This is a genomic window from Pseudidiomarina gelatinasegens (assembly GCF_004025325.1).
Taxonomy (GTDB): Bacteria; Pseudomonadota; Gammaproteobacteria; order Enterobacterales; family Alteromonadaceae; genus Pseudidiomarina; species Pseudidiomarina gelatinasegens.
In genome coordinates, this window is sequence record NZ_RSFE01000002.1 from 78,856 (window position 1) to 104,640 (window position 25,785).

Here is a 25,785-nt window from a genome sequence, read left to right on the forward strand (position 1 = left end):
TGGTTTTATCAATAGGGCTACTTTAAGCTGGATTCCGGACACAATCAATGATTCTGGTGCCTAGAGCCTGCAATTCGACATGAATAGACGTCTTGCCGACAAAGCAGGTAAAGGGCAAGTAAAAGTCGCATGTAGTATGTCGCGCTATGCTATACCTTATGCAACTTTCATAATCCAAGAGGTGATTTATGTTAACAAATCGAAAACTTACGACATTGGCTGCGGTGATTGCAGCATCAACATTGGTTGCAGCATGTGGCTCAGATTCGGATGACTCGAATACAGCAATGTTCAGCTTGGCGATTAGTGATGCGCCTGTGGATGCCGCTGATGAGGTTTGGGCATGTTTTCATAGCGTAGAGCTAGTTGGTAACGCGCAAGGGCCGCAAACCTTTACCATTGGTGAAGATACCAACACCATTGAGGCGAACGATGCGTGTCTGGATGCCAACGGCGATGTGATTCCAAATACGCGTGGCATTAACTTGTTTGAATTCACAGGTTCTGAGTCAGAAGACTTGCTTGCCGGTGTTGAAGTTCCTGCCGGTAACTATGGTCAATTACGCCTAGAAATGGCTGAAGGTTCATATGTGCTGGTAGGTGATACGCGCATTCCATTGTCAGTTCCTTCAAACGAACTGAAGTTCGATAGCTTTACGCTTGATGCGGGTAGCAATGTTGCTTACACCATTGAATTTGATTTACGTCAGGCTTTAGTTAATCCAGTAGGGCAAGAAGGTTATTTCCTTAAGCCTCGTGGCGTGCGTTTAGTTGATAACATGGAAGTTGGCCACATTGAAGGTACTTTGGCTGAAGCGCTGTTGATTGATAATCAGTGCACAGTTGCGCCAACGGATACCAGCGAGTCAGTTGCGGCTGTGTACCTTTATTCAGGAGCCGATGTTGCGCTGGACACCATGGCTGACTTTGGCGGTAGCGAAGCAGCAGAACCTTATACTGCAACTGGGGTGACCTTTGATGGCGCAACCGCTTATAACTTTGAAATCGGTTTCGTTGCTACTGGCGATTATACGGTAGCTTGGACCTGCGACACTTCAGATGATCCTGAAGTTGATGACACCATTAATTTTGTCAGTGCGCAAAATGTGACGGTAAACGCCGATGGTACGGTAACCACTGTAACTATTGAGTAAGTGATCGTCGCTCCCGTTAAGCCTCCTTAGTTGGAGGCTTTTTTTTGCCTTTTTTTCTGACGCCATTCAGGCGATACTAAGTCTGCTCAATAAGATAGTCATTACATAGGTGACCTATGAAACCATTTTGGATAGGAATACTGCTGTTACCTTGGTTTGCTCACGCAGCGGCAGCGACCGAGCTGTGTATTGAAGGGCATGATCATCGTATTCAGGTTGAAATTGCTGACACATTTGAAAGTCGCGCACGTGGGTTAATGGCGCGAGATGAGTTAGCGGCCCACGCCGGTATGTGGTTTCGTTACCAAGATGAGCGCCCAGGCAGCGCTGGCTTCTGGATGTACAATACTCGGATTCCGTTAGATATCGCATATTTAAACAAAGATATGGAAATTGTCTCTATTATTACTATGGAGCCTTGCCCGAGTATTGACCCAAACTTGTGCCCAGCCTACCGCCCGGGCGTGCCGTATTACAGTGCGGTTGAATTAAACAAAGGCTATTTTGAACGCTATAACATAAATCTAGGGCGTAAATTTAAACGCTGTGAATAAGGGGAATAACATGATGAAACACCTTTCGGTGTTCGCTGCAGCAGGGCTTGTGCTCGCTGCGTGCAGCCCAGCAGAACAAACAAATCAGACAACCGAGCAGCCGCATGCAAATGTCGATCCGTATAGCTTTAATGAAAACTATACGGACTATCTACAAACCCTAAGTTCTGACGAATTTGAGGGGCGGGCGCCCGCTTCAGAAGGCGAGAAGAAAACCGTTGCATTTGTGGAAGGGAAATTCCGCGAGTGGGGCCTAAAACCCTACGATGCTGAAAATGATTCGTACCAGCAACCGGTACCTTTGGTACGCATGTTGCCAACGCAAGTGTCGGCAATGAACTTTAATACCGATGATTTAGAAGCCTTTGATTATCGCACAGAAATGATGGCATGGAGCCCTCGTGTTCAAGAAGAGATTGAACTCACCGATAGCGAAATGGTTTTTGTTGGTTACGGTATTGTGGCACCAGAGTTTGGCTGGAATGACTATGAAGGCCTTGATGTTGAAGGCAAAACTGTAGTGATGCTGGTAAACGATCCTGGCTATGACACGCAAGATCCTGAAGTATTTAACGGCAATGCCATGACCTATTACGGACGTTGGACGTACAAGTTTGAAGAGGCCGCCCGTCAAGGTGCCGCTGGCGCAATTGTGATTCATGAAACAGGTCCGGCAGGTTACGGCTGGGGCGTTATTGCCGGTGGTTCACCAATGCGATTCGATTTAGCGCGTGACAACAAAAACATGGACCGCGTTGCGATTGAGGGTTGGATCACCGAGGAAAGCGCTGACGCATTGTTTGCGCGCATCGGCAGCAGCTACGCTGAAATGCGTACCGCAGCTCAACAAGCTGACTTTACGCCAGTGCCGTTAGAAACGGGTATGTCGTTAAGTGTTACGACTAAATTTGATTACCTCGATTCACCGAATTTAATTGGTTACATTGAAGGTAAATCAAAACCGGAAGAACACGTTATTTATATGGCACATTGGGACCATATGGGCGTTGACCCGGTGAACCCTGATGACGGCATTTTTAATGGTGCACAAGATAACGCCAGCGGAACTGCTGGGGTTATGGCGTTAGCTGAATTTTTTGCAAGCCAGCCGCAACCTGAACGTTCAGTGGTGTTTGTGTTGGTAACTGCCGAAGAACGTGGCTTATTAGGTTCGGATTGGTACGCGGACAACCCAATGTTGCCACTAAGCAAAGCGGTTGGTGGTATTAATACTGATGTGCTGAACGTATACGGCCCAATGAAAGACATGGTTGTAGTCGGGCATGGCAATTCTGAAATGGAAGAGTACCTGGCCAAGTATGTTGAGCATCAGGATCGTTATATTGCGCCTGAGCCAACTCCAGAGGCTGGTTCATTCTATCGCTCAGATCACTTTAATCTAGCTAAGCGCGGTGTACCTATGCTGTATGCCAAAGGCGGCAACGACCACATTGAGTTTGGTGAAGAATATGGTAAGCAGAAGCGCGCTGAATACGTGCAAGTGGCCTATCACAAACCAGCGGATGAGTTCGACCCCGAGTGGGACTTGCGCGGTGTTCAGCAAGATTTGTGGCTTTATTACTGGGTAGGGCAAGAATTAGCGAATAGCGACGACTGGCCTAATTGGTATTCGGGCAACGAGTTTCGCGGTATTCGTGACGCAAGTGCAGCGGACCGTAAGTAATTGTAGGTTTCATACAAACGGTAATGAAGGCAGCGTGCTTTCATTACCGTTTTTTTTCGGGTGAATTGTGATATCTGTTGCTGAATTTTTTGGATTACTTGCGTTAATCGCTAATTTTATCGCCTACCGGCAGACCACCGCGAATCGATATCGCATCGTCAGTGCCTGCGCGTTAGGCGCTTTGTCTGTGCATTTCTTTATGCTGGGTGCGGTAGCAGGCGGCGTAGTAACGGCAATGGCGGTAGTGCGTAACGTGATTGCACTGCGTTGGCGTGGCCCTATTGTGTTGTGGGGTTTCGTTGCGATAAATTTCATTTTTTTTGGCTGGGAGTTAAGCAATCATGAACCGCTTATACCATTACTGTTAGCTTATATATCTTCGATTATCTTTACGGTTGGCTCCATTGTATTAAATGACCCCACCCGCATTCGCCGCTGGTTCTTGCTTGCAGAGCTACTCGGCTTAGCCTATGCGATAGTTGTAGGGAGTGTTTCGGGAACTGTATTCAATATTGTCAATCTAACCAGCATCATTCTTAAATTGTTACAAGATCGTCGCAGTGAACGCTTGTCTGAGCCTAAATGATCCCAATATAGTGTTCATAGGCGTGGTCTTTTAACGAACAAAGTGGTTATCTATGTTGATCTACATTAAACAATGGCAGCAAAAAGTTAAGCCGCAACCTGGCGCAAATCCGCTCATGGTTATTCTCAGCTGGCTGCTGTTCGGTATGTTATTGCTTATCGGTTTAGCGATGGGGTTAATGCTGTTGTTGTTCGGCTGGATATTATTATTGCCGCTGATGTGGCGCAAGCGTCGCCAAATGAAGCAAATGTGGCAGTTCACCAAAGCGACCCGCGAAGCCCAAAAACAAGCTCAGCAGCAGTATCAACAACAACGTGAGCATCAAAGAAATCGTCAAGACGACGGTGTTATCGAAGGTGAATACGAAGTTAAAGACGACGATACACGTCCACGCCGTTAACGGACGTGCCGATGCGGGTGGCGTTTGTCACGTCGCCGTGCCCAGCGCCGATAGGCCATCTTACAACCGCCCCAGCAGCCATCAAATAACAACACCGCTAGCAGTGCAGCAATAATGCCCGTCAATACCGCCTGGCGTGTTAGCGGTACGTTAAAACTATACATACGCCACGTGTTGTCACGCATTTTTGGGTTCGCAGCCGTAGCAATAAACCAAATCTGCTTTAAATACCCCTGTGAAAGCTGTTGCTGCTCGTGACGGTAGAGATCAACGCGTCGAATGAGCTCGCGAATTGGGGTGGCTTCTTCTTTAAAAACGGGGTTATCACTCTGCTCATGCATTTTAATCAATGCATTCATATCGCCGTCTAGGTAGGTATCCGCAATGCGTTGGTATTCTTTGTAGTAGACCATAGCTTCAGTCAACTGCGCATCTAAACGCTGTTGATATTGGGTAATGAAGTTAGGCAGTTGCACACCAAGCAGCACAGCTGCTAGCGCCAACACAATCACAAAATAACGATGCAGCATATAAAAAAGGTTGAGTGATGAAACACCACTCAACCTTAGCACGTTCCTATTGAAAGCCGCTAGTCTTCGTACGGCGGCTTCGGAGGGAAATTACGCCGCACAATATAAAACAGTAGAGGTACGAAGAAGATAGCCAGTATTGTACCGCCCAGCATACCCCCAATGACACCAGTACCGATGGCTTGACGGCTCACAGCACCAGCGCCGGTAGATAGCGCCAGTGGCAACACGCCAAAGGTGAAGGCTAATGAGGTCATCAAAATAGGGCGTAAGCGCAGGCGTACTGCCTCCAAGGTTGCTTGCAGCAACTCTTTGCCCTGGGCTTGTAAATCTTTCGCAAATTCAACAATTAGAATCGCGTTACGTGCCGAAACCCCGACAGTGGTTAATAGACCCACTTGGAAATACACGTCGTTTTCCAAACCGCGCAGGGTGGCTGCGATAACGGCACCGAGAATACCTAGTGGTACCACAAGCATAACCGCGAATGGAATCGACCAGCTTTCATAAAGTGCTGCCAAGCATAAGAACACAATGAGCAATGACAGCGCATATAACAATGGCGCTTGATCGCCGGAGGTACGCTCTTCTACAGAAATACCAGTCCATTCATACCCGATACCGGTAGGTAATTGACCAATAAGCTCTTCCATTTTCAACATTGCATCGCCCGAAGAATAGCCTGGTGCTGCTTCGCCTTGAATATTCATTGCTGGAACACCGTTATAGCGCTCAAGGCGCTGTGGGCCAAAGTCCCACTCGGTATCAGCGAATGATGAAAACGACACCATGTCACCGCTGGCATTGCGGACATACCATTTCCCGATATCATCAGGGGTCATGCGGGCTTCTGGAACACCTTGCATATAAACCTTTTTAACCCGGCCACGGTCAACAAAATCGTTCACGTAGGTGGTACCAAAGGCGTTCGACAAGGTTGCATTGATATCGCTAATGCTCAAGCCAAGCGCTTTGGCTTTTTCATAGTCCACATTAATACGCAGTTGCGCGGTGTCTTCTAAGCCATTCGGACGCACACCGGTTAGCATTGGCTCCTGAGCAGCCATGCCCAGCAATTGGTTCCGTGCTTCTAATAATCCTTCATGGCCAAGCCCGCCGCGGTCCTGAAGATACAGGTTAAAGCCACTGGCGGTGCCGAGCTCCGGAATGGATGGCAAATTAAAGGCAAATACCATGGCCTCACGAATCTGACTAAAGTAACCGAACGCGCTGCCAATAATTGCGTCAATTTGTAGCTCAGGGGAGGTCCGCTCATCCCAATCGGTTAAACGTACGAACGCTAATCCTGAGTTTTGACCTTGGCCGCTAAAGCTGAAACCAACAACCGAAAAGACTGAGCGAATACCTTCAGCTTGATCAAGGAAGTAGTCTTCTATTTTGGTCATGGTTTCGCGTGATTGTTCTTGCGTTGCACCTGACGGCAATTGCATTTGCGTCAAAAATACACCACGGTCTTCATTCGGGATGAAAGAACTTGGCATACGCGCAAACAGGAATCCGACAACAACCACAAGTGCCAGGTAAATCACCACAAAGCGCACACTACGCTTAATGATTGACTGCACCGAGTTGGTATATTTATTGGTTGCGCGGTCGAGCATGCGGTTAAACCAACCTAATATTCCTTTAGGCTCATGGGTATGATCTAAAGGCTTAAGAATGGTTGCGCACAGTGATGGCGTGAAGATTATCGCGACCAATACTGACAGCGACATGGCTGAGATAATGGTGATTGAGAACTGACGGTACACCGCACCGGTTGAGCCACCGAAGAACGCCATGGGTACGAATACAGCTGCCATAACCAGGCCGATAGCAACCAAAGCACCGGTTATTTGTTGCATTGATTTAATGGTGGCTTGGCGCGGCGAGAGTTTTTCCTCACTCATTAAGCGCTCAACGTTTTCAACCACAACAATGGCATCGTCCACCAACAAGCCGATAGCGAGCACCAGACCAAACATGGTCAAAGTGTTGATGGAAAACCCGAGCACCGACATGATGCCGAAGGTACCGAGCAATACGACTGGAATAGCCAACGAAGGAATAATCGTTGCCCGTAAATTCTGCAAGAAAATAAACATCAGGATGAACACCAAGATCACCGCTTCAAACAGAATCTTGACCACTTCCTGAATCGATATCTCTACGAAGGGCGTGGTGTCATAGGGAATCACCAACTCAACGCCTTCTGGGAAGAACTGCTGCAGTTCAGCCAACTTTGCTTTCACCGCTTCAGCGGTATCTAGCGCGTTCGCGCCGGTAGCTAAGTTTACTGCAAGACCACTGGCTGGTTGTCGGTTGTAGCGCGCGACAATGCCGTAGCTTTGGCCACCGAGTTCAACTTCAGCTACATCGGCAACGGTAACCTTTGAGCCGTCAGGGTTGACTCGTAATAAAATATCGTTGAACTGCTGCACGGTTTCAAGGCGTGTTTGTGCAATAATTGACGCCGTTAAACGTTGATTCTCAACCGCCGGGGTGCCACCAATCTGGCCAGCTGCTACTTGGTTGTTTTGTTCACGTAATGCCAGAACAACATCGGTGGTACTCATGTTGTAACGCACGAGTTTGTCCGGGTCTAACCAAATGCGCATTGCATAAGGCGCACCAAACAAGCGCACATTACCAACACCTTTGGTACGGCTAATCGGGTCTTGCATATTGCTGGCAATGTAATCACCCAAGTCAATCTGGTCGATGTCCGGGTTGTCAGATATTAATGCGGCAACCAGCAAAAACGAGTTGTTTGACTTGGCGACGACTAAACCTTGATCTTGCACGGCTTGCGGTAGTAAGGGCAGGGCAAGTTGCAGCTTATTCTGCACCTGAACTTGCGCGATATCTGCGTCGGTGCCGGCTTCAAAGGTCAAGGTGATGCTGGCATTACCTGCCGAATCACTGGTTGAAGAAAAATATTTCAGGTTATCAATACCATTCATATTCTGTTCAATAACCTGCGTAACACTTTCTTCCAAGGTGGCCGCAGTCGCACCAGGATAACTGGCGTTAATTTGCACAGAAGGTGGCGCGATCTCCGGATACTGCTCGATAGGTAGCTGCGTTACCGCAAGCCCGCCTGCAAGCATGATCACAATCGCGATTACCCAAGCAAATATTGGGCGATCAATAAAAAACTTTGCCATGATTTACTTCACTTCTTCAGTTTTGACAGGCATACCGGGCTGAATTTTCTGCAGGCCCTCGACAATGACTTGGTCGCCAACGTTTAAACCGTCAGTAACAACCCAATCACTGCCGACTGTGCGCTCAACGGTTAAGTATCGTTGCTCCACTTCACCCTTTTCGTTAACGATAAAGGCAATGGCACGGCCGCGAGGGTCACGGGTTACACCCGTTTGCGGGGCCAAAATAGCATTCTGTAGAGCACCGGTGCCAACTTCTGCACGCACATACATGCCCGGTAGGATAGAGTGGTTGGCGTTTTCTAAACGTGCACGGAGCGTAATCGCGCTGGTTTGCGGATCAACGGTTACTTCGTTGAACAGTAATTCACCGGTAGTACTATAATTACCGTCTTCACCAACGCGAACTGTGACTTCAGCGCGGTTGTCATCATCAGTAACAATGCGCCCATCAGTTATTGCAGCCTGCAATTTAAGGTAATCACTGGTGCTTTGAGCAATGTCGACATAAATAGGGTCAAGCTGCGTGATGGTGGTCAAAGCTTGCGCCTGACCAACGCTGAGCAACGCCCCTTCGGTAAGTTGTGAACGCCCGATACGCCCTGATATTGGCGCTTTAACACGGGTATACTCAAGGTTAAGTTGGGCGCGTGACAGGTTTGCTTCCGCAACTTTTAACTGAGCCTCAGCTTGCAAGTAGGCCGCTTCGGCCTCATCAAAATCTTGTTGGCTAATGGCTTTATCATTCAAAAGGCCTTTGCTACGCTCAAAACGCGACTTGCTGGCTTTAACGGCGGCTTTGGCACGGGCAATTTCAGCTTCGGCGCTAGCAAGCTCAGCTTGATACATGGCGGCGTCAATTTGGTACAGTTGTTGACCTGCTGTGACCATTGAGCCTTCTTCAAACAGGCGTTCTTTCATGATGCCGTTTACTTGCGGGCGTACTTCCGCCACACGGAACGCACTTGCGCGCCCAGGAAGAGTAGTGGTTAAATCAACACTACGACTGGCAATGGTCACTATACCCACAGTCATTTGTTGTTGCTGGCCGGCGCCTGAACCAGCTTGCTCAGCATCGCCACAACTAGCAAGTAATATAGAACTTGCTAAAACAGATACGAACAAAGGCTTACGAAAACGTTGTTGCATGGAAATACCTCGTGCTTTGTTAATGATTTTTGATGGCGATAATTATACATACATTCATGTATGTTTGTAAGTGAGTAACAACGATATTTTCGATACGTGCAATCAATAAAAATGGTGCAAATAATGGATATAAGTTTATGACAATCTCGACTAAACGCCAGTTACTCATAGGTTTTTCAGCGGTGATAGTCGTTAGCATCGCCATAATTATTGCGGTGCAGTGGGGCGCAGTTGGTTCAACGAAGAATCGTAACCATTTGTATCAGGAGCTGCTGGAACGCTCGGGTCAGTTGAATCGTGATTTACCGAAATTGCTCGACCGACAAACGCGATTCGAGCGGGCTGAGGTGAGTAATTACGGAATGCGCTTTGTTTACAGCTTGGTCGGTGTTGATCGTTATCAACATGACGTAGAGAGCGTTCGCGAACAGCTTGAGCCTGCCATGCGAAGTGCGTTTTGTAGCAGCGATTCATTACGCTACTACCGCGAAAACGCAGATTTTTTAGAGATTCGTTATTTAGATCGCAATGAAGCGAAGTTATTTGAACTTCGCTTCACCGCTGACGACTGCAAGTAACCCAACTTGGTTAGTCGTAGGGCAAGTTATAGCCGTCTAATACGATTTTACCAATAGTGCTATGGGACTCGAGCTGACGATGAGCGCGTAGCAGGTTTTCTGCGTTGAGCTCGCCAAAATGTGAGGTCATGGTTGTAACTAACTTACCGGCATCAGTTAGCTCGGCCACTTCATGCAGAATTTGTCCTTGACGGTGCATGTCTGGCGTTTCAAACAATGACCGCGTAAACATGAATTCCCAATGTAACGCCAAACTCTTTTGTTTCATTAGCTTAATATCAAGCGGCTGTTCAGGGTCATCAATCAGCGCAAAGTGACCTTGTGGTGCAAGTAACTCAACCAGTGCGGCAAAATGCTGATCGGTATGGGTCAGACTTGCTACATGCGTAACCTGTTCAATACCGTGCTTGCGCAGTTGATCGGCGAGGGGCTGCGTATGATCAATGACAATGTCAGCGCCCATGTCGGTCGCCCATTGTTGTGATTCTGCACGTGAAGCTGTCGCAATTGCGGTGATATTATTGCATAGCTTAGTTAATTGCAGCATTGCAGAACCAACGCCACCGGCCGCGCCGGTTATCAGCAGTGTAGCTGAGCTATCGCGGTCTAAACGGAAGCGGTCAAAAAGCAGTTCCCATGCGGTTAAGAAGGTTAGTGGCATGGCCGCAGCTTCTGCGAAGTTAAGGGTTTGCGGCTTCTTACTGACAATACGCGCATCAACAACTTGATACTGTGCATTGCTGCCTTGTCGCGTCAACGCGCCTGCATACCAAACATCATCGCCTTCTTTGAAGTCGAAAACATTTTCGCCAACACTTAATACTGTTCCGCTTGCATCCCAGCCTAAAATAGCAAGCTGTCCCGAGCTTGGCTCGCGGCGCGAACGTATTTTGGTATCAACGGGGTTCACCCCAATACCATATACGGCGACTAAAATATCGTTGGGCCCGATTTCCGGGTCTGGGACTACAGCGTCAACTAACGCATTTTTTGCGTCAATTGTCCCACAGTGCTCGTAACCTACAGCTTTCATGGTTGCTTCCTCATGAATGAGTGACGTATAAAGGTATAGTACGTTATTCAGGCTTGACCAACTAGAGGAAGTATTCATGAAGTTCACTCCATGGGCGTTATTGCCTTCGGCAGCAGCAGCCTTATTTATCGGCTCTGTTCAGGCCGATGTTGATTATGTTGATCAACAAGCTTTACATGATATTCAAGCGGCTGTTTCAGCCCAGCGCATCCAACAAGATATTGAAAAACTGGTAAGTTTCGGTACCCGTCATACATTATCCGAAACTGAATCAGATACCCGTGGAATTGGTGCTGCGCGCCGCTGGATTAAAGCTGAGTTTGAGCGAATTTCGGCCGAGTGTGGTGGCTGTTTAGAGGTGTATTATCAGTCGCGTGTAATTTCTGGCGAACCACGTATTCCTGACCCTGTTGAAGTGGTTAGCGTAATTGCGGTGCAGAAGGGCACAGTGGACCCCGGACGCTACGTCATCATGTCGGGTGATATCGACTCGCGCGTTACCGACATTATGAACTATACCTCTGATGCTCCGGGCGCCAACGACAATGCATCAGGCGTTGCTGGCACGTTGGAAGCAGCTCGCGTATTAAGTAAATATGATTTCGCAGGAAGCATCGTATACGCAGCGCTGGCTGGAGAAGAACAAGGTTTATTCGGCGGCAAGATCATGGCCGAACAGGCACAAAAAGACGGCTGGCGTATAAAAGCGGTCTTAAACAATGACATGATTGGTAATATTGAAGGAATAAATGGTGTTATTAACAACACCACTGCGCGCATTTTTGCCGAGGGTACCCGTCAAGACGAAACTCCTGAAGATGTTCGCCGCCGCCGGTTTATGGGTGGCGAAGTGGATTCGCCTAGCCGCAATGTCGCGCGTTATATTGACTGGATGGCAGATCGTTATATTCCCAATTTGGATACCATGGTTATTTACCGCCTTGATCGTTTTGCCCGTGGCGGTCACCACCGTCCGTTCAACGACTTGGGCTATCCGGGTGTGCGGATCATGGAAACCAATGAAAACTACAATCGTCAGCACCAGGATATTCGCGTTGAAGACGGTATTGCGTATGGCGACACCATCGACGGGGTAGACTTTGACTACGCCGCAAAATTAACCGCGCTAAACGCTGTTTCGTTAGCGGGTATGGCGTGGGCACCAAGCCCGCCTGCACAAGTTAAAATTGCTGGTGCGGTAAGCCCGAATACAACGTTAAGTTGGGCGGCACCGAGTGCGGAAGAAAAAGATTTAATTAAAGGCTATCGTGTCTATTGGCGCCACACCGATGCACCGAACTGGGAATTTAGCCGTTTTGCCGGCGACGTAACCGAGTTCACCTTAGAGAATGTAGTGATTGACAACTATTTCTTCGGGGTGGCGAGCGTCAGCCAAGATGGCTTTGAAAGCCCAGTAGTATACCCAGGCGCTGCAGGAGCTTTCGGCGAGTAATCGTTTGTAGAAACCGGTTTTATGAACAAGCGCGCTAACTTCTGGTTAGCGCGTTTTTTTTATTCATCAGGTAATTCAGCGGCTATTTTTTGCAAGGCTTCAAGGCCATGCAAATCGGTAGGGAACAATGGCAGATAAACTCGCGGCAAGTCGGAAAATTGTTGCTCGATTTCGGTGCGGTAAATACCTTCTTGTTGGCGCCGTTGCGCAAAAAAAGCGCTGTCGACTTCAGCCGGTAAATTCCGATTAATCACCAAGCCAGCAATTGGCAATTTCTCTGCTTTTAATGCAGTCACAGCTCGGCCAGTCTCAAGAATGGGTAATTTTTCTGGGGTCAGTACAAACACCAGTGCAGTTTTTTCGGTGTCGGTAAGCACATGCCGCGTACGATGAAACAGGCGCTGACGCTGCAATAAGGTTTCAGTAATTTCTGCCGTGCGGTCGTCCATGTTGGCAGTTTCGTGTTTGGCAGGGTCTGCCATTGGGTTCGTAATATCTTTTCCCGCTTTGGGTGATAGATGGTCGAGTACTCCTTCAAGTTGCTTCGCCTTTTGGCTTTGCCTTAGTAGCCCTTGCGTCCATGCCGCCATAGCTTCGGGCAGTGCTAATAAACGCAGGGTATGCCCAGTTGGTGCTGTATCAAAAATGACGATGTCATAGGTTGCAGGCGCTTCATCAATAAGGCGTGCAATGCGTTCTAATAACGCAGCTTCTTGTGCGCCTGGAGACTGCTGGGTAAGGCGCATTTGGCGTTCAATTTCAGGAAACATATCCGGCTTGCTAAAACGTTTCATGGTACGCATAACACGGGAGATGTGGGCTTCAACCTCACGATCGGGATCAATTTCCAATGCGTCGACGCCCGCAGCGACACGGGTTACGGTGTCGCCAATTTTTTGGTCGAAGGCATCAGCTAAGCTATGGGCTGGGTCGGTCGACACAAGCAGTACGTGCCTACCGTGGTCTGCTTGCTGCAAAGCAATAGCCGACGAAATTGTGGTTTTACCAACACCACCTTTACCGCCAACGAAAACAATATTCTTGCTCTGTAAATTAAACATGAAACGTACTTCTTTTAGCAGCAGCGAAAGCCATCAAGCGGGGAATGTTCCATACCCATGCGTAAATGCCAGTCGTGAAAGCGTTCAAGCAGCAAAGGTTGCAGCTCAAGCGTGTAATAAGAAGCGGGATTCGGTACGCCCATGAGTTCGGAAAAAACCAATAACATGAATAGGTCGTCCTCATCCCGCTTGGCGCGTGCAATGGCTGAACGATAGGGCGCGTTATACACGTTGGTCGCGTAGTCATTGGCCTTTTTTAACCATTCAGTAATTGCACGTATCTTCATATCAAAATTTACCTTATTGCTCTTCAACAGCGTTAGCTTTGTTTTCACGGCGCAAGCGCGTGAGTGTGCTTGCAGCCTCTAGTGCAATCCAAATTGCGGCAATCAGCACAATTAAATCAAGGCTAAACAAGAACCAATCAGATTTATGGTAAAAGCCCATTAGTTGAATTAGCAACGCGTAAATGGTCATTACCAATAAAAATAGCAATGGTAATAACGTCACGTACATTGGGCGACCCAACTTCACCAGCATGGTGGTTATCACCAGTAAGGTCAATCCAGCTAATAGTTGATTGGTGGTGCCGAATAATGGCCAAATCAGCAGGCCTCCAGAACCATCTGCGCCACCAGCACCGAAGGCCAATAGCAGGCACGACGTAACGGCAAGAAGAGTGGCGGGTGCCGCTTTTTCCATCCAGCGAATGTTATAGATATTACCCCATTCTTGGAAAATATAGCGCTGTAAACGCAGCCCGGTGTCCATGGTCGTTCCGGCAAACAACACGGCCATTACCGTCAGTAATGTTTGTGCTATATCGACATCCAGACCAATACCGTTTTGCAGAATGTTTGCACCACCTTGCACAAATGCGGCAACACCGCCTTGTCCAAAGCTGTGATACACCGCCTGCCAATCAGCAAGAGTTGCAAAACCAGCGGTTGCGGCAATGATGGTGGCTAGTGACAGAGAGCCTTCGCCGATAGCGCCAAAGTAGCCAACAAATCGTGCGTCAGTTTCTTTATCAAGTTGTTTAGAGGTGGTGCCTGAAGCTACCAATCCATGGAAACCTGAAATTGCGCCACACGCTATCGTCACGAATAATAAGGGGACTAAGCTCGGGGTGCCTTCTGGTGTGTTGGTATTAAAAGCTGGAGCAACCAGCTCAGGGCCGCTCAACAACACGGCACCGTAAACCAAAATCAAACCGATAAATAACTGCAGACCATTAATGTAGTCACGCGGCTGTAGTAGCATCCATACCGGAAGTAACGATGCAATTGCAGCATAAAAGAACAAAACCAAAATCCACTGCGCATTATCAGAAATACCAAAAACCGTTTCTGGCAGTGAAATTGGCATTGCAGGGCCTGCATAAATCAGGGCATACAACGCAATAACGCCGATAATTGAAACTGTGCCTAGATTCATCCATTTGCGGAAAATAAACTGGCCGATAATTAAGGCGACAAAAATAGCGCCCCACACCGGTACCACAGAACTTGGGAAGTTAATAAGTAAGCCAGAAATTGCGGTAGCAAATACTGCGTTTACCATCAGCAACACAAGGAAAATAACAATCATGAATAAGCTTTGTGAGCGCTTGCCGACCACGTCACCGGTTAATGCACCGATAGAGCGCGCTTTATTGCGGTTTGATGCCCAAATAGCGCCTGCATCGTGCACCCCGGCAAAGAAGATTGTACCGAAAATAACCCATAAGAAGGCCGGAACCCAACCCCAAATGACCGCAATTGCCGGGCCGATAATCGGTGCAGCACCGGCTACAGAGGTGAAGTGATGACCCCAGAGTACGTATTTATTCGTCGGAACAAAATCTACACCGTCTTCAAACTCGTGTGCAGGCGTTCGAAAGTTCGGGTCAAGTTTGTATATTTTTTCAGCAACATATTTTGAATAGAATACATAACCTAAAAACATCGCACCTAAACCGAGTAACATCAGCATAATTGCATTCATGGCTTTACCCTTTTTAGTTTATTATTGGTACAACAATAACTGCATAATGGTACTTCAATGTCAGTTAAGACCGACATACGACCAAAGTCTAGCTTCTTACGTTTAACCTGCAATTAAGGATGTTTCATGTTTCGTTGGTTTGAACAACGTTTAGAGTCTTTCCCAGAAGGCACGCCGCAGCAGCCACCTAAAACACTGGTGGCCTTTTGCTTGCATTACAGCCGTGGTGCTTGGCCCTATATTCTGTCTGCCGGCGCTTTGATGATGTTAATTGCAGTAACTGAAGTGTGGCTGTTTAGTTTTATTGGCAGCATCGTTGACTGGCTCGCTGAACAAAACCGTGAAACCTTTGTACAGGAACAGTTCTGGAGCTTAACCGGCATGGCTGTGGTGGTGCTAGTGGGCTTGCCTGTGCTGGTTATTTTGCACTCATTGATCACGTACCAATCGCTGCTGGGTAATTACCCGATGCGCATTCGTTGGTTGGTGCACAAATATTTACTGAATCAGTCCGTCACGTTCTATCAAGACGAATTTGCCGGGCGTATTGCAACCAAGGTTATGCAAACCGCGCTTGCTGTGCGTGAATGTGTCATCAAGCTATTTGACGTTTTGAACTACGTGACTGTGTACTTCATCGGCACCGTGGTTATTGTCGGTGCAGCTGATTGGCGCTTAGCGTTGCCGTTGTTGGTTTGGTTGGCAATTTACGTTGTGTTGCTGCGTTATTTTGTGCCGCGTTTGGGTAAGGTGGCAGCCGATCAAGCCGATGCGCGCTCTATCATGACTGGGCGAATTGTTGATAGCTACACCAATATCCAAACCGTTAAATTATTCTCCCACGCGCAGCGCGAGTTAACTTTCGCGAAAGAAGGCATGGGTGAATTTCTTGGCACCGTGCACCGCCAAATGCGCTTGGTGACGAAACTTTATACCTGCTTGTATTTGTTGAATTCCGCACTGTTGTTTGGCGTGGGTTTTCTGGCCATTTATTTGTGGGTAGAAAGCTTGATTACAGTGGGTGCAATTGCTGTGGCGCTTAGCCTAGTGCTGCGATTGTGGGGCATGAGCCAATGGATCATGTGGGAAATTTCTTCTTTGTTTGAAAATATTGGTACGGTGCAAGACGGCATTAAAACCGTGTCGGTGCCGCAAGACATTCAAGACAAGCCGAATGCAAAGCCGCTGGTTGTGCGTGAAGGCCATATTGCCTTTGAACACGTTAACTTTTATTACAGCGCTGACAAACCCGTATTGCGTGAACTTGATTTGCATATTCGTGCCGGTGAAAAAATAGGCCTGGTAGGGCGCTCAGGCGCCGGTAAATCAACTTTGGTTAATCTGCTGTTACGTTTCTATGAAGTTAATGACGGCAGAATTACCATTGATGGCCAAGACATTGCCAGCGTTACGCAGGAAAGCCTGCGCCAGCACATTGGTATGGTGACACAAGACACATCACTACTGCACCGTTCTGTGCGCGGTAATATAGCGTATGGCCGCCCAGACGCGACAGAAGAAATGATTGCTCACGCGGCACATAAAGCCGAGGCCGATATATTTATTGCCGATTTAGAAGACTCGCAAGGCCGTCATGGTTTTGATGCGCATGTTGGTGAACGAGGCGTTAAACTTTCTGGCGGGCAGCGCCAACGTATTGCAATTGCCCGAGTGATGCTCAAAGACGCTCCCATTCTAATCTTGGATGAAGCAACTTCTGCACTCGACTCGGAAGTGGAAGCAGCGATTCAGGAAAATCTTTATCGGCTTATGGAAGGTAAAACCGTTATCGCCATTGCCCATCGGCTATCAACCATTGCAGCAATGGACCGACTGGTCGTAATGGACGAGGGGCGCATTGTAGAGCAGGGTACCCATGAAGAATTGCTGGCAGCCGGTGGCTTGTATGCGTCACTTTGGGCGCGTCAATCCGGAGGGTTCCTGGCTGAATAGCCAGAAACCCGACAGGCCAAGGGCTTGATGATGATTATTTACACGGAATTTACGGTAACTTTACGGTGCAAACTGCGAGAATTAATTAAACTCATTGCTACGTTTAGTCCGTTGTATAGCCCCGATGCTCAAGCCCGTTACTGTAAATAGGGAATTCGAGCTCAGTAAATAGGTGGAAATAGCCATGCGCAGATTATTGTTGCTTCTTATTTTTGCCGGTGTCGCGTTTCAATATTACAATCGCGACCAGCATATTGACCTCACGCCAGAGGTGAATCTCTCAGATTGGGCAGTTAAGCTGACGCAAACTTCGCCATCGAAGAAGGGGACCAAGAAACTCGTGTGTCCTGATGATCACTATGTCAGCGTTAACCATGACTTGTCTGAAGCAAGTTGCCGTCAGCGCACGCAACTTTGATCGTTTGGTTCACAAAGAGACTTAATCAGCCGTTGTATTACTGCTGCTTCTCAGGTTAAATAAACACAATATAATAATTAATAAAACCATACATTAGCTAAGTAGACAGCGGTTCAATGCTTAAATTATTCTCTCGATTTCGTTCAGTTTGGATGGCGGAGCTTGTCCGTCGTCATGAATTGCAAAATGGCTTTCAACGCGCCGACGCGATAGAACAGCAAGCGCGGCAGCTTCCAACCATGGAACAGCGCGTATTTAAACGCGCTGAACTATTGGCCGCACGACTTGGATTAGTCCATCAACTCCGACTTTGGGATCATTTCCGCCGCCTTATCGCTATTGTATTGTCGTTACTGGCAGTGCTTGGTGCTGTTGCACTGGTGCGTGGCACCCTAACCGTCGCCGAACCCATTTCATTAAGTTACGCCCTAATGATGTTATTGGGTTTGCACGTGATTTTGTTCTTCCTATGGTGTGTTTCTTTGTTTATCAAAGATAGCTTTGGCTGGGTAGGGCGCATTTCATTGTGGGGTTTAGAACACATTGGTCAGCGCGATTACAACCAGCAGTTCAACAACACCTTGCTGACTATTGCAAACCAATATCGATTAACCAAACCGGCAGGTGCAGCGCTAACGCACGGGTACTGGACTTTGTTTATGTTAATGGTTTGGTTCGTGTTGTTTTTCCACCTTAGCACCAGTGCGTATGTGTTTACGTGGGCCACTACAATTTGGCCAGCGGACACTTTGCAAACTTGGGTGAGTGTTATCGGCTTTCTACCGTCTCTATTTGGCATAGATGCTCCCTCGGTAGAGGCTTTATGGGATAGTCCGGAGGCCTCGGCGCAGCTTTCGGCGGGACGTTGGCTACTGAGCTGTGTGATTATTTATGGCGTGGTGTGGCGAGGCCTTTTCTTACTGGGGGCAATTGTCGTGCTATTAGCTCGTGTGCGACGTATGAAAATTGATCTGACGCTGCCCGGTTATGCGCCCATTATAAGAAAACTCACCATTTCGGCGGCAACCGAACTGGTGGATGCCGATAGTGATGTTTCCGGTATGTACAATGTGCAGCAGCGTACACCAGAACCTGGGCATGGTGAGCTTGTTATCAGCCTTGACCACGAAGCGGATCAACACTGGTTGCGTGAACATCAGGCTGAATCCTGGTTTGGTGGGGTAATAGCGCGCACCGAAGAAAAACAACGGTTGCTTGATCGGCTTTCGGAACATCCGGTTGCAAAGTTAACAGTTCGCGTGAATGGCCAATTGACGCCCGACCGCGCCGCCCTGCGATTTATTACCTTGCTACGCCAATATTGTACCGATGTGCAAGCGCAGTTGGTGACCACCGAACGCGCGGATGAACAGCGTCTTAAGCATTGGCAAGACGGCCTAACTGAGGAGGGCGTTGTATGGAATCAATAAACGCACTCATGCTTGCCGTTGTTGGGCACACCAATACGGGTAAAACATCGTTAATGCGTACCTTGTTGCATGACAGTCAGTTCGGTGAGGTTGACTCTCGCCCCAGCACGACCCGTGAAGTTACCAGTATTGATGTTGAGGCTGATGGGCAAACCCTGATTCGTTTATTTGACACGCCAGGATTGGAAGCTGGCTCTGATTTGTACGAACACTTGGTACAAAGTGAGTCAAACTTCCGCCACGATGGCCCGGCTCAGGTTCGTCATTTTCTGAATACAATGGCCGCTGGGCATGAGTTTGAGCAAGAATCTAAAGTGCTACGTCAGTTATTAAAATGTCATGCAGCACTTTATGTTATTGATGTGCGCGATCCGGTTTTACCGAAGTATCAAGATGAGTTAAGTGTGCTCGCGCGTTGCGGTAAACCTATTTTACCCATTCTAAATTTTACTGGGCAAAAACCGAATCATGTTAACCAATGGAAGCTGGCACTGACCAAAGTAAACTTGCATGCACACATCGAATTTGATGCGGTAAGCCCGCCAGATGGTGGTGAATCGATTTTATTCAACCGTTTAAGCGCCATTGTACCGGGCTTTCACCAACAACTTGAGCAATTAGCGCAATATCGCCAACAACAGCGTGAGCAACGTTTAGATACCGGATTGACACAAATCGCTGAGCTTTTGGTTGATGTTGCTGCCTTCCATGAACACATAAAACCGAACACTGAAGATGCGCAACTGAAGCCGATTATTGAATCCATGCAAAACCTTGTGAAACGACGGGAGCGCAATTGTGTAACCGAAATGCTGGCGCTCTATGCGTTTCGACTTGAACACGTTCGCCTGCAACAACTGCGGCTGAACGACGGTCAGTGGAAAGACGATTTATTTGAAATAGATACATTGAAAGAGTTCGGCATTAAAGCCGGTGTTGGGTTAGGCAGTGGCGCCGCAATAGGCGCTGGCTTTGACTTAATGGTTGGCGGTGCAAGCTTAGGTGCCGGAACAGCGATAGGTGCCGCTATTGGTGGCGCTTGGCAAGGTTGGACGCACTATGGCAAAAAACTGGTCGGGCACTTAAAAGGTGAACGTGAGCTGATTGTTGACGATGAGATTCTTAAACTGCTGACTTTACGGCAGATGAATTTATTGCAACAGCTGGCAACCCGCGGCCATGGTTCGCAAGCATTGTTAATGGTCACCCAGTCCTCAAAATTGCGTGAACAATTTTTACGTGCTTTATCAACACGATTAAAGTTAGCAAGGCGCAACCCACAGTGGTCGAGTTTAAATCAGCGTAGCTTCGTGCGCGACGCGCAGCGTCAGGCCTGTGTAAGCGACGTAACCGAGTTATGCCGAGGCTTCTGGAGCCAAAGTTAAATGGTATACCCAAAGGTGGGTATTCAAACTACCTTACTTTAATTCTCCCCGAAACCGCGAGTATTTAGCTATACTTAACTGGACTAAACGCACAATAACGTGAATATTAAAGAGTAAAGAGTACTAATCCTCTAAACCACCAAAAGGAAACTCGGTGACGGACTCTTCTACGAATATTTCAGGTAAGTATAGAACGCTGGTGCGACGAGTCGTGCTGGCAACTTTGATTACCGGCGTGATTGCCAGTGTTGCAACACTTATCCCACTTTCGTTTTACATCAAGCAATCGGCCAATAATATGGGCTTGGCTTACGCATCGGCACAAGCATTGTCTGTGCAACAACAACTGCAACATTATCAAGCTATTGCCAATCAGTTTGCCAGCCGCACACAAATTCGAAACTTGTTTGAGTCATACACACAAGGTGATGTGTCATCGGAACTGCTACGTCATGAAACCACAAACCGTATTAAAGATGCGGCGGTTTTTATTCCAGAATTGATTGCTGGGTACCGTATTCAGTCGAACGGAACTGTTATTGCAGCTTATGAAGGACCTGCTGCTGATATTATTGAGTCAATAGATGCAATAGATACCGACCAACTGAGGCGGCAGGGGCTGTACTATTTTAGCTACGGCAATAACGCAGCCGATACCACAGTATTAATTACAGCGGCCGCACCCATTTATGACAACAATGGCCGGGTTATTGGTGTTGATGTTCTATTATTTAGTAACATTGAAATTCTAAATATAATAGCTGAACTGAACAACTCGGGGCAAACCACGGAATTTCGTTTAGTTAATACGCGCGAAAATGTCTATATCGAGTTTGATCAACGTAGCGGTCGACTTACGCAAAAAGCTTTTACCAGCGGCGAATTATTTAACATCGCGGCCTATGGCTCAGTACCGTTTACCTATAGCGAAACTTTAGATGACGACACCAAGCGCCAGCACTATTTTATCCCGTTTGTGAATTCAGACTGGGGGCTGGTTGCGGTGAGTACAAACCCAAGTATGTTTAAGGCGCTTTTATCCGAGTTCATGTGGATAGCGGCCGTTATCTTATTGACTGTGATGTTTGGTACGTTATTACTACGCCGGCACTTGCAACCTATTATTCGGGCGCAACTGTCGCAACATAAGCAATTGCATGAAACAAATCACAAGTTGCGTTTAGCCAACACGGTATTTGAGAAAGCTAAAGAAGCAATTGTTATTACCGACAAAGATTTAATCATTCTTCGGGCTAATCAAGCATTTGCGGATTTATTTGAAATTGAACTTGGGTTAGTTCGCGACAAGAACTTATTGTTGTTCGCGGACAAAGAGCGAATGACCACTGAAATTCAGGATGTAGTGCGCGAGCATGTTAGGAAATTTGACAGCTGGCAGGGGGAAGTTTGGTATAAGAAGCCTACAGGCGAAAGTTTTCCTGCCCTACAAACTATCTCACCGGTACGAAAGAATGACGGGAATGCACTGCAGATTATCCATATTTTCAACGATATATCGGCAGAAATGCACGATCATGAAAGACTAAGAAAATTGGCGTTAACCGATTTGCTAACGCATTTACCGAACCGGTTCGCCATTTTACAACATATCGATGACGCCATTGCACGCAGCACCATCTCGAAACACCCATTTGCAGTGCTATTTTTGGATCTTGATAAGTTTAAACCAGTAAACGATACCCACGGTCACGATTTTGGCGACGCACTGCTGCAGGCTATTGGGCCACGCATCAGTGAACAGCTGCGCGCAGCAGATATTGTAGGACGACTTGGGGGGGATGAGTTTGTGGTTCTCATTGAGAACGTGCAGCAGCAAGCGGATATTGAGCGCATTGCTGGTGATATTATCAAGTCCATGCAACAGCCATTTCGCATCAGTGAGTTGAATATCTCAGTTGGTGCATCGGTTGGAATCGCGATATTTCCTCAGCATGGCAAAAATGCACAACGCTTATTAAAGCTTGCGGACGAAGCTATGTATAAAGCCAAGCAGGGTGGCCGTAATCGATACTGCTTAGCGGAATAGTTAGCGGGAATTACCTTGCGGATATAAAAAAGGGCTCGATACTAAGTATCAAGCCCTTTTTTGTATGAATTGGTCGGCGTGAGAGGATTTGAACCTCCGACCCCTGACACCCCATGACAGTGCGCTACCAAGCTGCGCCACACGCCGACCGAGCCCGCTATATTACTGATTAATGCCAAATAGGCAAGCCCGCGCTGCACTGACTGTTGCTTTATTGCGCAGTTTACTCGTTGTCTTTATCACGACTAAAGCGCTTGAGCTTGCGAATTCCGTCAACCAAAACTGGCGTGGCCGGTGATACCCCTGGAAGTAATTTTAACTCGGCGTTGTCAAAGGTACGGATACTGGCGTCGGCCTTAATAATTGAAGTCATTTGTTCGTCATAAACCACCAAATCATGGCCAAAGCTGGTCATAACCGGCATACGACGTTGTTCATCGGTCAGGTTGATACCGATTGAATAGGCATCAGCGTTATCGACGCAATTCATGTAACCGCTTAACACGGTAGGCATGAGGTCAGTGAGCAATACCAATGGTTGCGCCTGTAACGCTACATTATCTGTGTGAAGCAAGGTTACCTTCATAGCGTTACTGGAGAAGCTTTCTTTTTCTGCTGCCATGTCAGGCTGTAATCCAACGATAATAACTTGGCTATTTTGCTGTAATTGGCGACGAATAACGCGCGTAACATCCTCGCTTAACGTGTCGTCAACAGCTAAGCCGATAAAGGCAGCAGGTTCAGGCAAGTTAAATGCAGTGAACTCAGCGATAGGCGCGGGCAATAGTTGAGTTTCTGAATAATTTTGAAGGGTAAACTCAACCCGATAATCACGTAATGTAGAGAAGTAAACGGGTTGCTTATTTGCTTCATCAATAGGCTGTTGGTACAAATCGGGCAGCGCATAAATCAATTCAAACAAGGCACTTTGACTATTTGGATGCCCAATTACCGTGGATGCATATTCTTGCAGAACCGGGAATTCTGTTTGTAACGCCTGCAGCGTATTCGTGTCCAACTTGTGTAAGGCTACCAGAAGAGTATTTGGTGCTTCGGACACGCGCGCACATTGTAACGCACGTGTTGGATACATCAGGTCAATCGAGGTGCCGGTGCGAATTAGACTTTCAGTGGCTTCAAGCCGCTGCTCAACCAGCAAACCATGCTTACTCATTAAGGTTTTAGCTGTCGTTGGGTAGCTCAATGGAAACATATCGTCTTGTTTGGTGATAGGAGTATAGAACACCGCATCAGCCCAAACGTGAATGCTATGGCTCGCTAGAAAGCACAACACAAACACCGCACTAAAGGCATTGCCCCAATGCTTTTCTTGTAACCGATCAAGACGCTTCCAAGCGATATTGGCTAAACCTAATTCAAAGATCAGCAACACCACAAATATTAGGAGCATGCCAATCAGAATCAGGAAACTTGCACCGGCGAAGGCTGTTTCGGCGTCAGTGGCGAGTTGCGACAGGGAGTAGGTGTTTAAATGGTAGCCGTATTGACGATAAAACAGTGCATCTGCCACCAGCGCGATTAGCCCAAACGAAGCGACCAGTGTTGCAATACCGCGAAGTATGCGCGAAAAGGGCACCATCAGGCAGAATGGAAAAATCAGAATAATGAAAACAATAAAGGGTAGAAACGCGAAGTGGCCAATCCAGTTCAGCATTAAGTAAATAACCCCTAATGCGCTACCGGGAGCCTCAGTTGCTTCAATGTATAGAGTGCCTATGGCCAGTACAAGCAAGATATTAAAAAACGTAAACCAGTGTCCCCAACTGATTAAACGGGCAATTTTATCGCGGCGTTGCTTACGTTGTTTCATGCGTTGTATGAACCTTTATGCTTGTTTTTCCATCGATTGTAGCAGCACTTTACCAAATTGTTCAGCAACCTTGTAAGCGTCTTCCGGTTGATAGTTCGCGCTAATGATATTGGTCACCGCGTTACCGAGGGTCATTAAGGCTAAATCTTTTGGTGCATTGTGTTGATTCAATACGTCCATAACTTCGTCAAGTAGCTGCTGCTGGGTTTTCGCATCGTATTTAGAAACAATCGGCATGGTTTTAATTCTCAACATGTTAAACTAGCCGTCATAGTACCACAGGGATTGACAGAGGACACCGAGATAACATGCAAGCTGATGTGAAACATAGCATTATTCACCAATTTTACACCAACGATGGGCAGATTGGACTGCGTGTTGCGCCTGCAACACTGGCGATTAACGATGAGGTTGGGCTGCTGCTTAGCGAACTAACCGACGTTTATAACGCGAAGCCAAGTAAAGGGTATGCGCGTTTTATTGATCCGCTAAACGACGATGCAGAAAGCCATCAAATCAGTGAGTTTCCCAATTGCTTGCAGGCATGGCGTTCTGGCAGTGAAGAGTTTGTCGCATTCTCGCAACAAGCCGCGAAAATATTGCATCAGCAATTGCAACACTACGGCATTTTAGAAGATGGTTTTTTGGTTATTGCCAGCTATACCGAGCTTGGACAAGATTATTTGGTGGTTGCATTCTTACCGAGCAAAGACGGTGTTTCAATTGCACCGGACTTATCGGTTGATCGCTCCTCTCAGCTCGACATTAGTAAAGTGCAGCTGGCTGCAACAATTAATTTGACCGAGTGGAAAGAAGAACCCGATTCGGCCACGTACATTTCATTTATCAAGGGCCGGGTAGGGCGCAAAGTTTCTGACTTCTTCCTTGATTTTCTTGGTTGTGCTGAAGGCCTGAATGCCAAGAAACAATCGCAGCAACTGGTGGATAGTCTGCATCAATACGTAAAAGAAGCCGAGATGCCGACAGAGCAAGCGACAGCATTGCGTAAATCAGTGTATGACATCTGTGACAGCTCATGGCAAAACAATGAGCCAGTTCGCGTTAAAGACTTGTCTGAACAATTGCATGAGGCGGTGCCAGCGGAGCGCAGCTTTGCTGACTTCAGTGCCGCGCAAGCACAACCTTTGCCTGACGAAATTCGCACCGATAGAACCACGCTACGGAAGTTAGTCAAGTTTCAAGGTCAAGGTGGTGGGCTAAGTGTTGGTTTTGATCAGGAATTACTGGGCGGTCGGGTTGAGTATGATCCGCATACTGACAAGCTAACCGTGCATGGCACGCCACCAAACTTGCGTGAACAGCTGCGCCGTTATTTTGGTATTGATAGCTAAGAGACAAAAAACGCCGACTGTACCCTGGGGTATA

The 25,785-nt window shown here is 47.5% G+C and carries 22 protein-coding genes and 1 tRNA gene; 13 read left to right on the forward strand and 10 right to left on the reverse strand.

The window, feature by feature from the left end; all coding sequences use genetic code 11:
- Nucleotides 1–188: 188 nt before the first annotated feature.
- The 5 genes from EGC76_RS02600 (at nucleotide 189) to EGC76_RS02620 (ending at nucleotide 4,378) form a co-directional block, all read left to right on the forward strand.
- Nucleotides 189–1,154: a DUF4382 domain-containing protein gene (locus tag EGC76_RS02600; RefSeq protein ID WP_128351469.1), complete on the forward strand. Its 966-nt coding sequence runs from the start codon at nucleotides 189–191 to the stop codon at nucleotides 1,152–1,154.
- A 116-nt stretch (nucleotides 1,155–1,270) separates the two neighbouring features.
- Nucleotides 1,271–1,708, forward strand: a complete 438-nt coding sequence (locus EGC76_RS02605) for a DUF192 domain-containing protein (protein ID WP_128351470.1) — start codon at nucleotides 1,271–1,273, stop codon at nucleotides 1,706–1,708.
- Between the two features lie 10 nt (nucleotides 1,709–1,718).
- Nucleotides 1,719–3,392 carry a M28 family metallopeptidase gene (locus EGC76_RS02610; RefSeq protein ID WP_342772167.1) on the forward strand — a complete coding sequence of 558 codons (1,674 nt, stop codon included), beginning with the start codon at nucleotides 1,719–1,721 and terminating at the stop codon, nucleotides 3,390–3,392.
- 67 nt (nucleotides 3,393–3,459) lie between these two features.
- On the forward strand, nucleotides 3,460–3,978 hold the full coding sequence (locus EGC76_RS02615; protein ID WP_128351471.1) for a YgjV family protein: 519 nt from the start codon (nucleotides 3,460–3,462) through the stop codon (nucleotides 3,976–3,978).
- A 52-nt stretch (nucleotides 3,979–4,030) separates the two neighbouring features.
- Nucleotides 4,031–4,378 carry a hypothetical protein gene (locus tag EGC76_RS02620; protein ID WP_128351472.1) on the forward strand — a complete coding sequence of 116 codons (348 nt, stop codon included), beginning with the start codon at nucleotides 4,031–4,033 and terminating at the stop codon, nucleotides 4,376–4,378.
- On the opposite strand, the gene EGC76_RS02625 is transcribed toward EGC76_RS02620, so the two are convergent.
- Genes EGC76_RS02625 through EGC76_RS02635 form a run of 3 tightly spaced genes read right to left on the reverse strand, consistent with a single transcriptional unit; the run spans nucleotide 4,375 to nucleotide 9,224 of the window.
- Nucleotides 4,375–4,941, reverse strand: coding sequence for a DUF2937 family protein (locus EGC76_RS02625; RefSeq protein ID WP_164876781.1), 567 nt, complete (start codon nucleotides 4,939–4,941; stop codon nucleotides 4,375–4,377). The genes EGC76_RS02620 and EGC76_RS02625 overlap by 4 nt on opposite strands.
- 26 nt (nucleotides 4,942–4,967) lie before the next feature.
- Entirely contained in the window at nucleotides 4,968–8,075 is a 3,108-nt protein-coding gene (locus EGC76_RS02630) for an efflux RND transporter permease subunit (protein WP_128351474.1), read from the reverse strand.
- A gap of 3 nt (nucleotides 8,076–8,078) precedes the next feature.
- Nucleotides 8,079–9,224 (reverse strand): efflux RND transporter periplasmic adaptor subunit, encoded by a 1,146-nt coding sequence (locus EGC76_RS02635; protein ID WP_128351475.1) that lies wholly within the window; start codon nucleotides 9,222–9,224, stop codon nucleotides 8,079–8,081.
- Between the two features lie 137 nt (nucleotides 9,225–9,361).
- On the opposite strand from EGC76_RS02635, the gene EGC76_RS02640 reads away from it, so the two are divergent.
- Nucleotides 9,362–9,802, forward strand: coding sequence for a hypothetical protein (locus EGC76_RS02640; protein ID WP_128351476.1), 441 nt, complete (start codon nucleotides 9,362–9,364; stop codon nucleotides 9,800–9,802).
- 10 nt (nucleotides 9,803–9,812) lie between these two features.
- On the opposite strand, the gene EGC76_RS02645 is transcribed toward EGC76_RS02640, so the two are convergent.
- Complete coding sequence (locus EGC76_RS02645) at nucleotides 9,813–10,835, reverse strand: zinc-binding alcohol dehydrogenase family protein (protein ID WP_128351767.1); 1,023 nt, start codon at nucleotides 10,833–10,835, stop codon at nucleotides 9,813–9,815.
- Nucleotides 10,836–10,911: 76 nt separating this feature from the next.
- On the opposite strand from EGC76_RS02645, the gene EGC76_RS02650 reads away from it, so the two are divergent.
- Nucleotides 10,912–12,288 (forward strand): M28 family metallopeptidase, encoded by a 1,377-nt coding sequence (locus EGC76_RS02650; RefSeq protein ID WP_128351477.1) that lies wholly within the window; start codon nucleotides 10,912–10,914, stop codon nucleotides 12,286–12,288.
- A gap of 59 nt (nucleotides 12,289–12,347) precedes the next feature.
- Here EGC76_RS02650 and EGC76_RS02655 read toward each other — a convergent pair whose 3' ends face one another.
- The 3 genes from EGC76_RS02655 to EGC76_RS02665 are packed head-to-tail and all read right to left on the reverse strand — an operon-like array spanning nucleotide 12,348 to nucleotide 15,335.
- Nucleotides 12,348–13,349, reverse strand: a complete 1,002-nt coding sequence (locus tag EGC76_RS02655) for an ArsA family ATPase (RefSeq protein ID WP_128351478.1) — start codon at nucleotides 13,347–13,349, stop codon at nucleotides 12,348–12,350.
- A gap of 14 nt (nucleotides 13,350–13,363) precedes the next feature.
- Nucleotides 13,364–13,636, reverse strand: a complete 273-nt coding sequence (locus EGC76_RS02660; protein ID WP_128351479.1) for a cory-CC-star protein — start codon at nucleotides 13,634–13,636, stop codon at nucleotides 13,364–13,366.
- A gap of 13 nt (nucleotides 13,637–13,649) precedes the next feature.
- Nucleotides 13,650–15,335, reverse strand: a complete 1,686-nt coding sequence (locus EGC76_RS02665) for a carbon starvation CstA family protein (RefSeq protein WP_128351480.1) — start codon at nucleotides 15,333–15,335, stop codon at nucleotides 13,650–13,652.
- A 126-nt stretch (nucleotides 15,336–15,461) separates the two neighbouring features.
- Between EGC76_RS02665 and EGC76_RS02670 the strand changes: the two genes are divergently transcribed.
- The 5 genes from EGC76_RS02670 to EGC76_RS02690 all read left to right on the forward strand — a co-directional run bounded on the left by EGC76_RS02670 (nucleotide 15,462) and on the right by EGC76_RS02690 (nucleotide 22,568).
- A complete protein-coding gene (locus EGC76_RS02670) occupies nucleotides 15,462–17,288 on the forward strand; it encodes an ABC transporter ATP-binding protein (protein ID WP_128351481.1) in 1,827 nt (608 codons plus the stop codon).
- Between the two features lie 184 nt (nucleotides 17,289–17,472).
- Nucleotides 17,473–17,706 carry a hypothetical protein gene (locus EGC76_RS02675; protein WP_128351482.1) on the forward strand — a complete coding sequence of 78 codons (234 nt, stop codon included), beginning with the start codon at nucleotides 17,473–17,475 and terminating at the stop codon, nucleotides 17,704–17,706.
- A gap of 116 nt (nucleotides 17,707–17,822) precedes the next feature.
- Nucleotides 17,823–19,136, forward strand: coding sequence for a DUF2868 domain-containing protein (locus EGC76_RS02680; protein ID WP_128351483.1), 1,314 nt, complete (start codon nucleotides 17,823–17,825; stop codon nucleotides 19,134–19,136).
- Nucleotides 19,124–20,521: a GTPase/DUF3482 domain-containing protein gene (locus EGC76_RS02685; RefSeq protein WP_128351484.1), complete on the forward strand. Its 1,398-nt coding sequence runs from the start codon at nucleotides 19,124–19,126 to the stop codon at nucleotides 20,519–20,521. The genes EGC76_RS02680 and EGC76_RS02685 overlap by 13 nt, the downstream gene beginning before the upstream one ends.
- Before the next feature lie 154 nt (nucleotides 20,522–20,675).
- Nucleotides 20,676–22,568 carry a diguanylate cyclase domain-containing protein gene (locus tag EGC76_RS02690; RefSeq protein WP_128351485.1) on the forward strand — a complete coding sequence of 631 codons (1,893 nt, stop codon included), beginning with the start codon at nucleotides 20,676–20,678 and terminating at the stop codon, nucleotides 22,566–22,568.
- A gap of 70 nt (nucleotides 22,569–22,638) precedes the next feature.
- On the opposite strand, the gene EGC76_RS02695 is transcribed toward EGC76_RS02690, so the two are convergent.
- From EGC76_RS02695 to EGC76_RS02705, 3 genes are all read right to left on the reverse strand, one after another.
- A tRNA-Pro gene (locus EGC76_RS02695) sits at nucleotides 22,639–22,715 on the reverse strand.
- Nucleotides 22,716–22,791: 76 nt separating this feature from the next.
- Entirely contained in the window at nucleotides 22,792–24,399 is a 1,608-nt protein-coding gene (locus EGC76_RS02700; protein WP_128351486.1) for a DUF3413 domain-containing protein, read from the reverse strand.
- A 15-nt stretch (nucleotides 24,400–24,414) separates the two neighbouring features.
- On the reverse strand, nucleotides 24,415–24,654 hold the full coding sequence (locus EGC76_RS02705) for a YejL family protein (protein ID WP_246013879.1): 240 nt from the start codon (nucleotides 24,652–24,654) through the stop codon (nucleotides 24,415–24,417).
- A 53-nt stretch (nucleotides 24,655–24,707) separates the two neighbouring features.
- Here EGC76_RS02705 and yejK point away from each other — a divergent pair, with 53 nt between their 5' ends.
- Complete coding sequence (yejK, locus tag EGC76_RS02710; protein WP_128351487.1) at nucleotides 24,708–25,751, forward strand: nucleoid-associated protein YejK; 1,044 nt, start codon at nucleotides 24,708–24,710, stop codon at nucleotides 25,749–25,751.
- The last annotated feature ends 34 nt before the right edge of the window (nucleotides 25,752–25,785 follow it).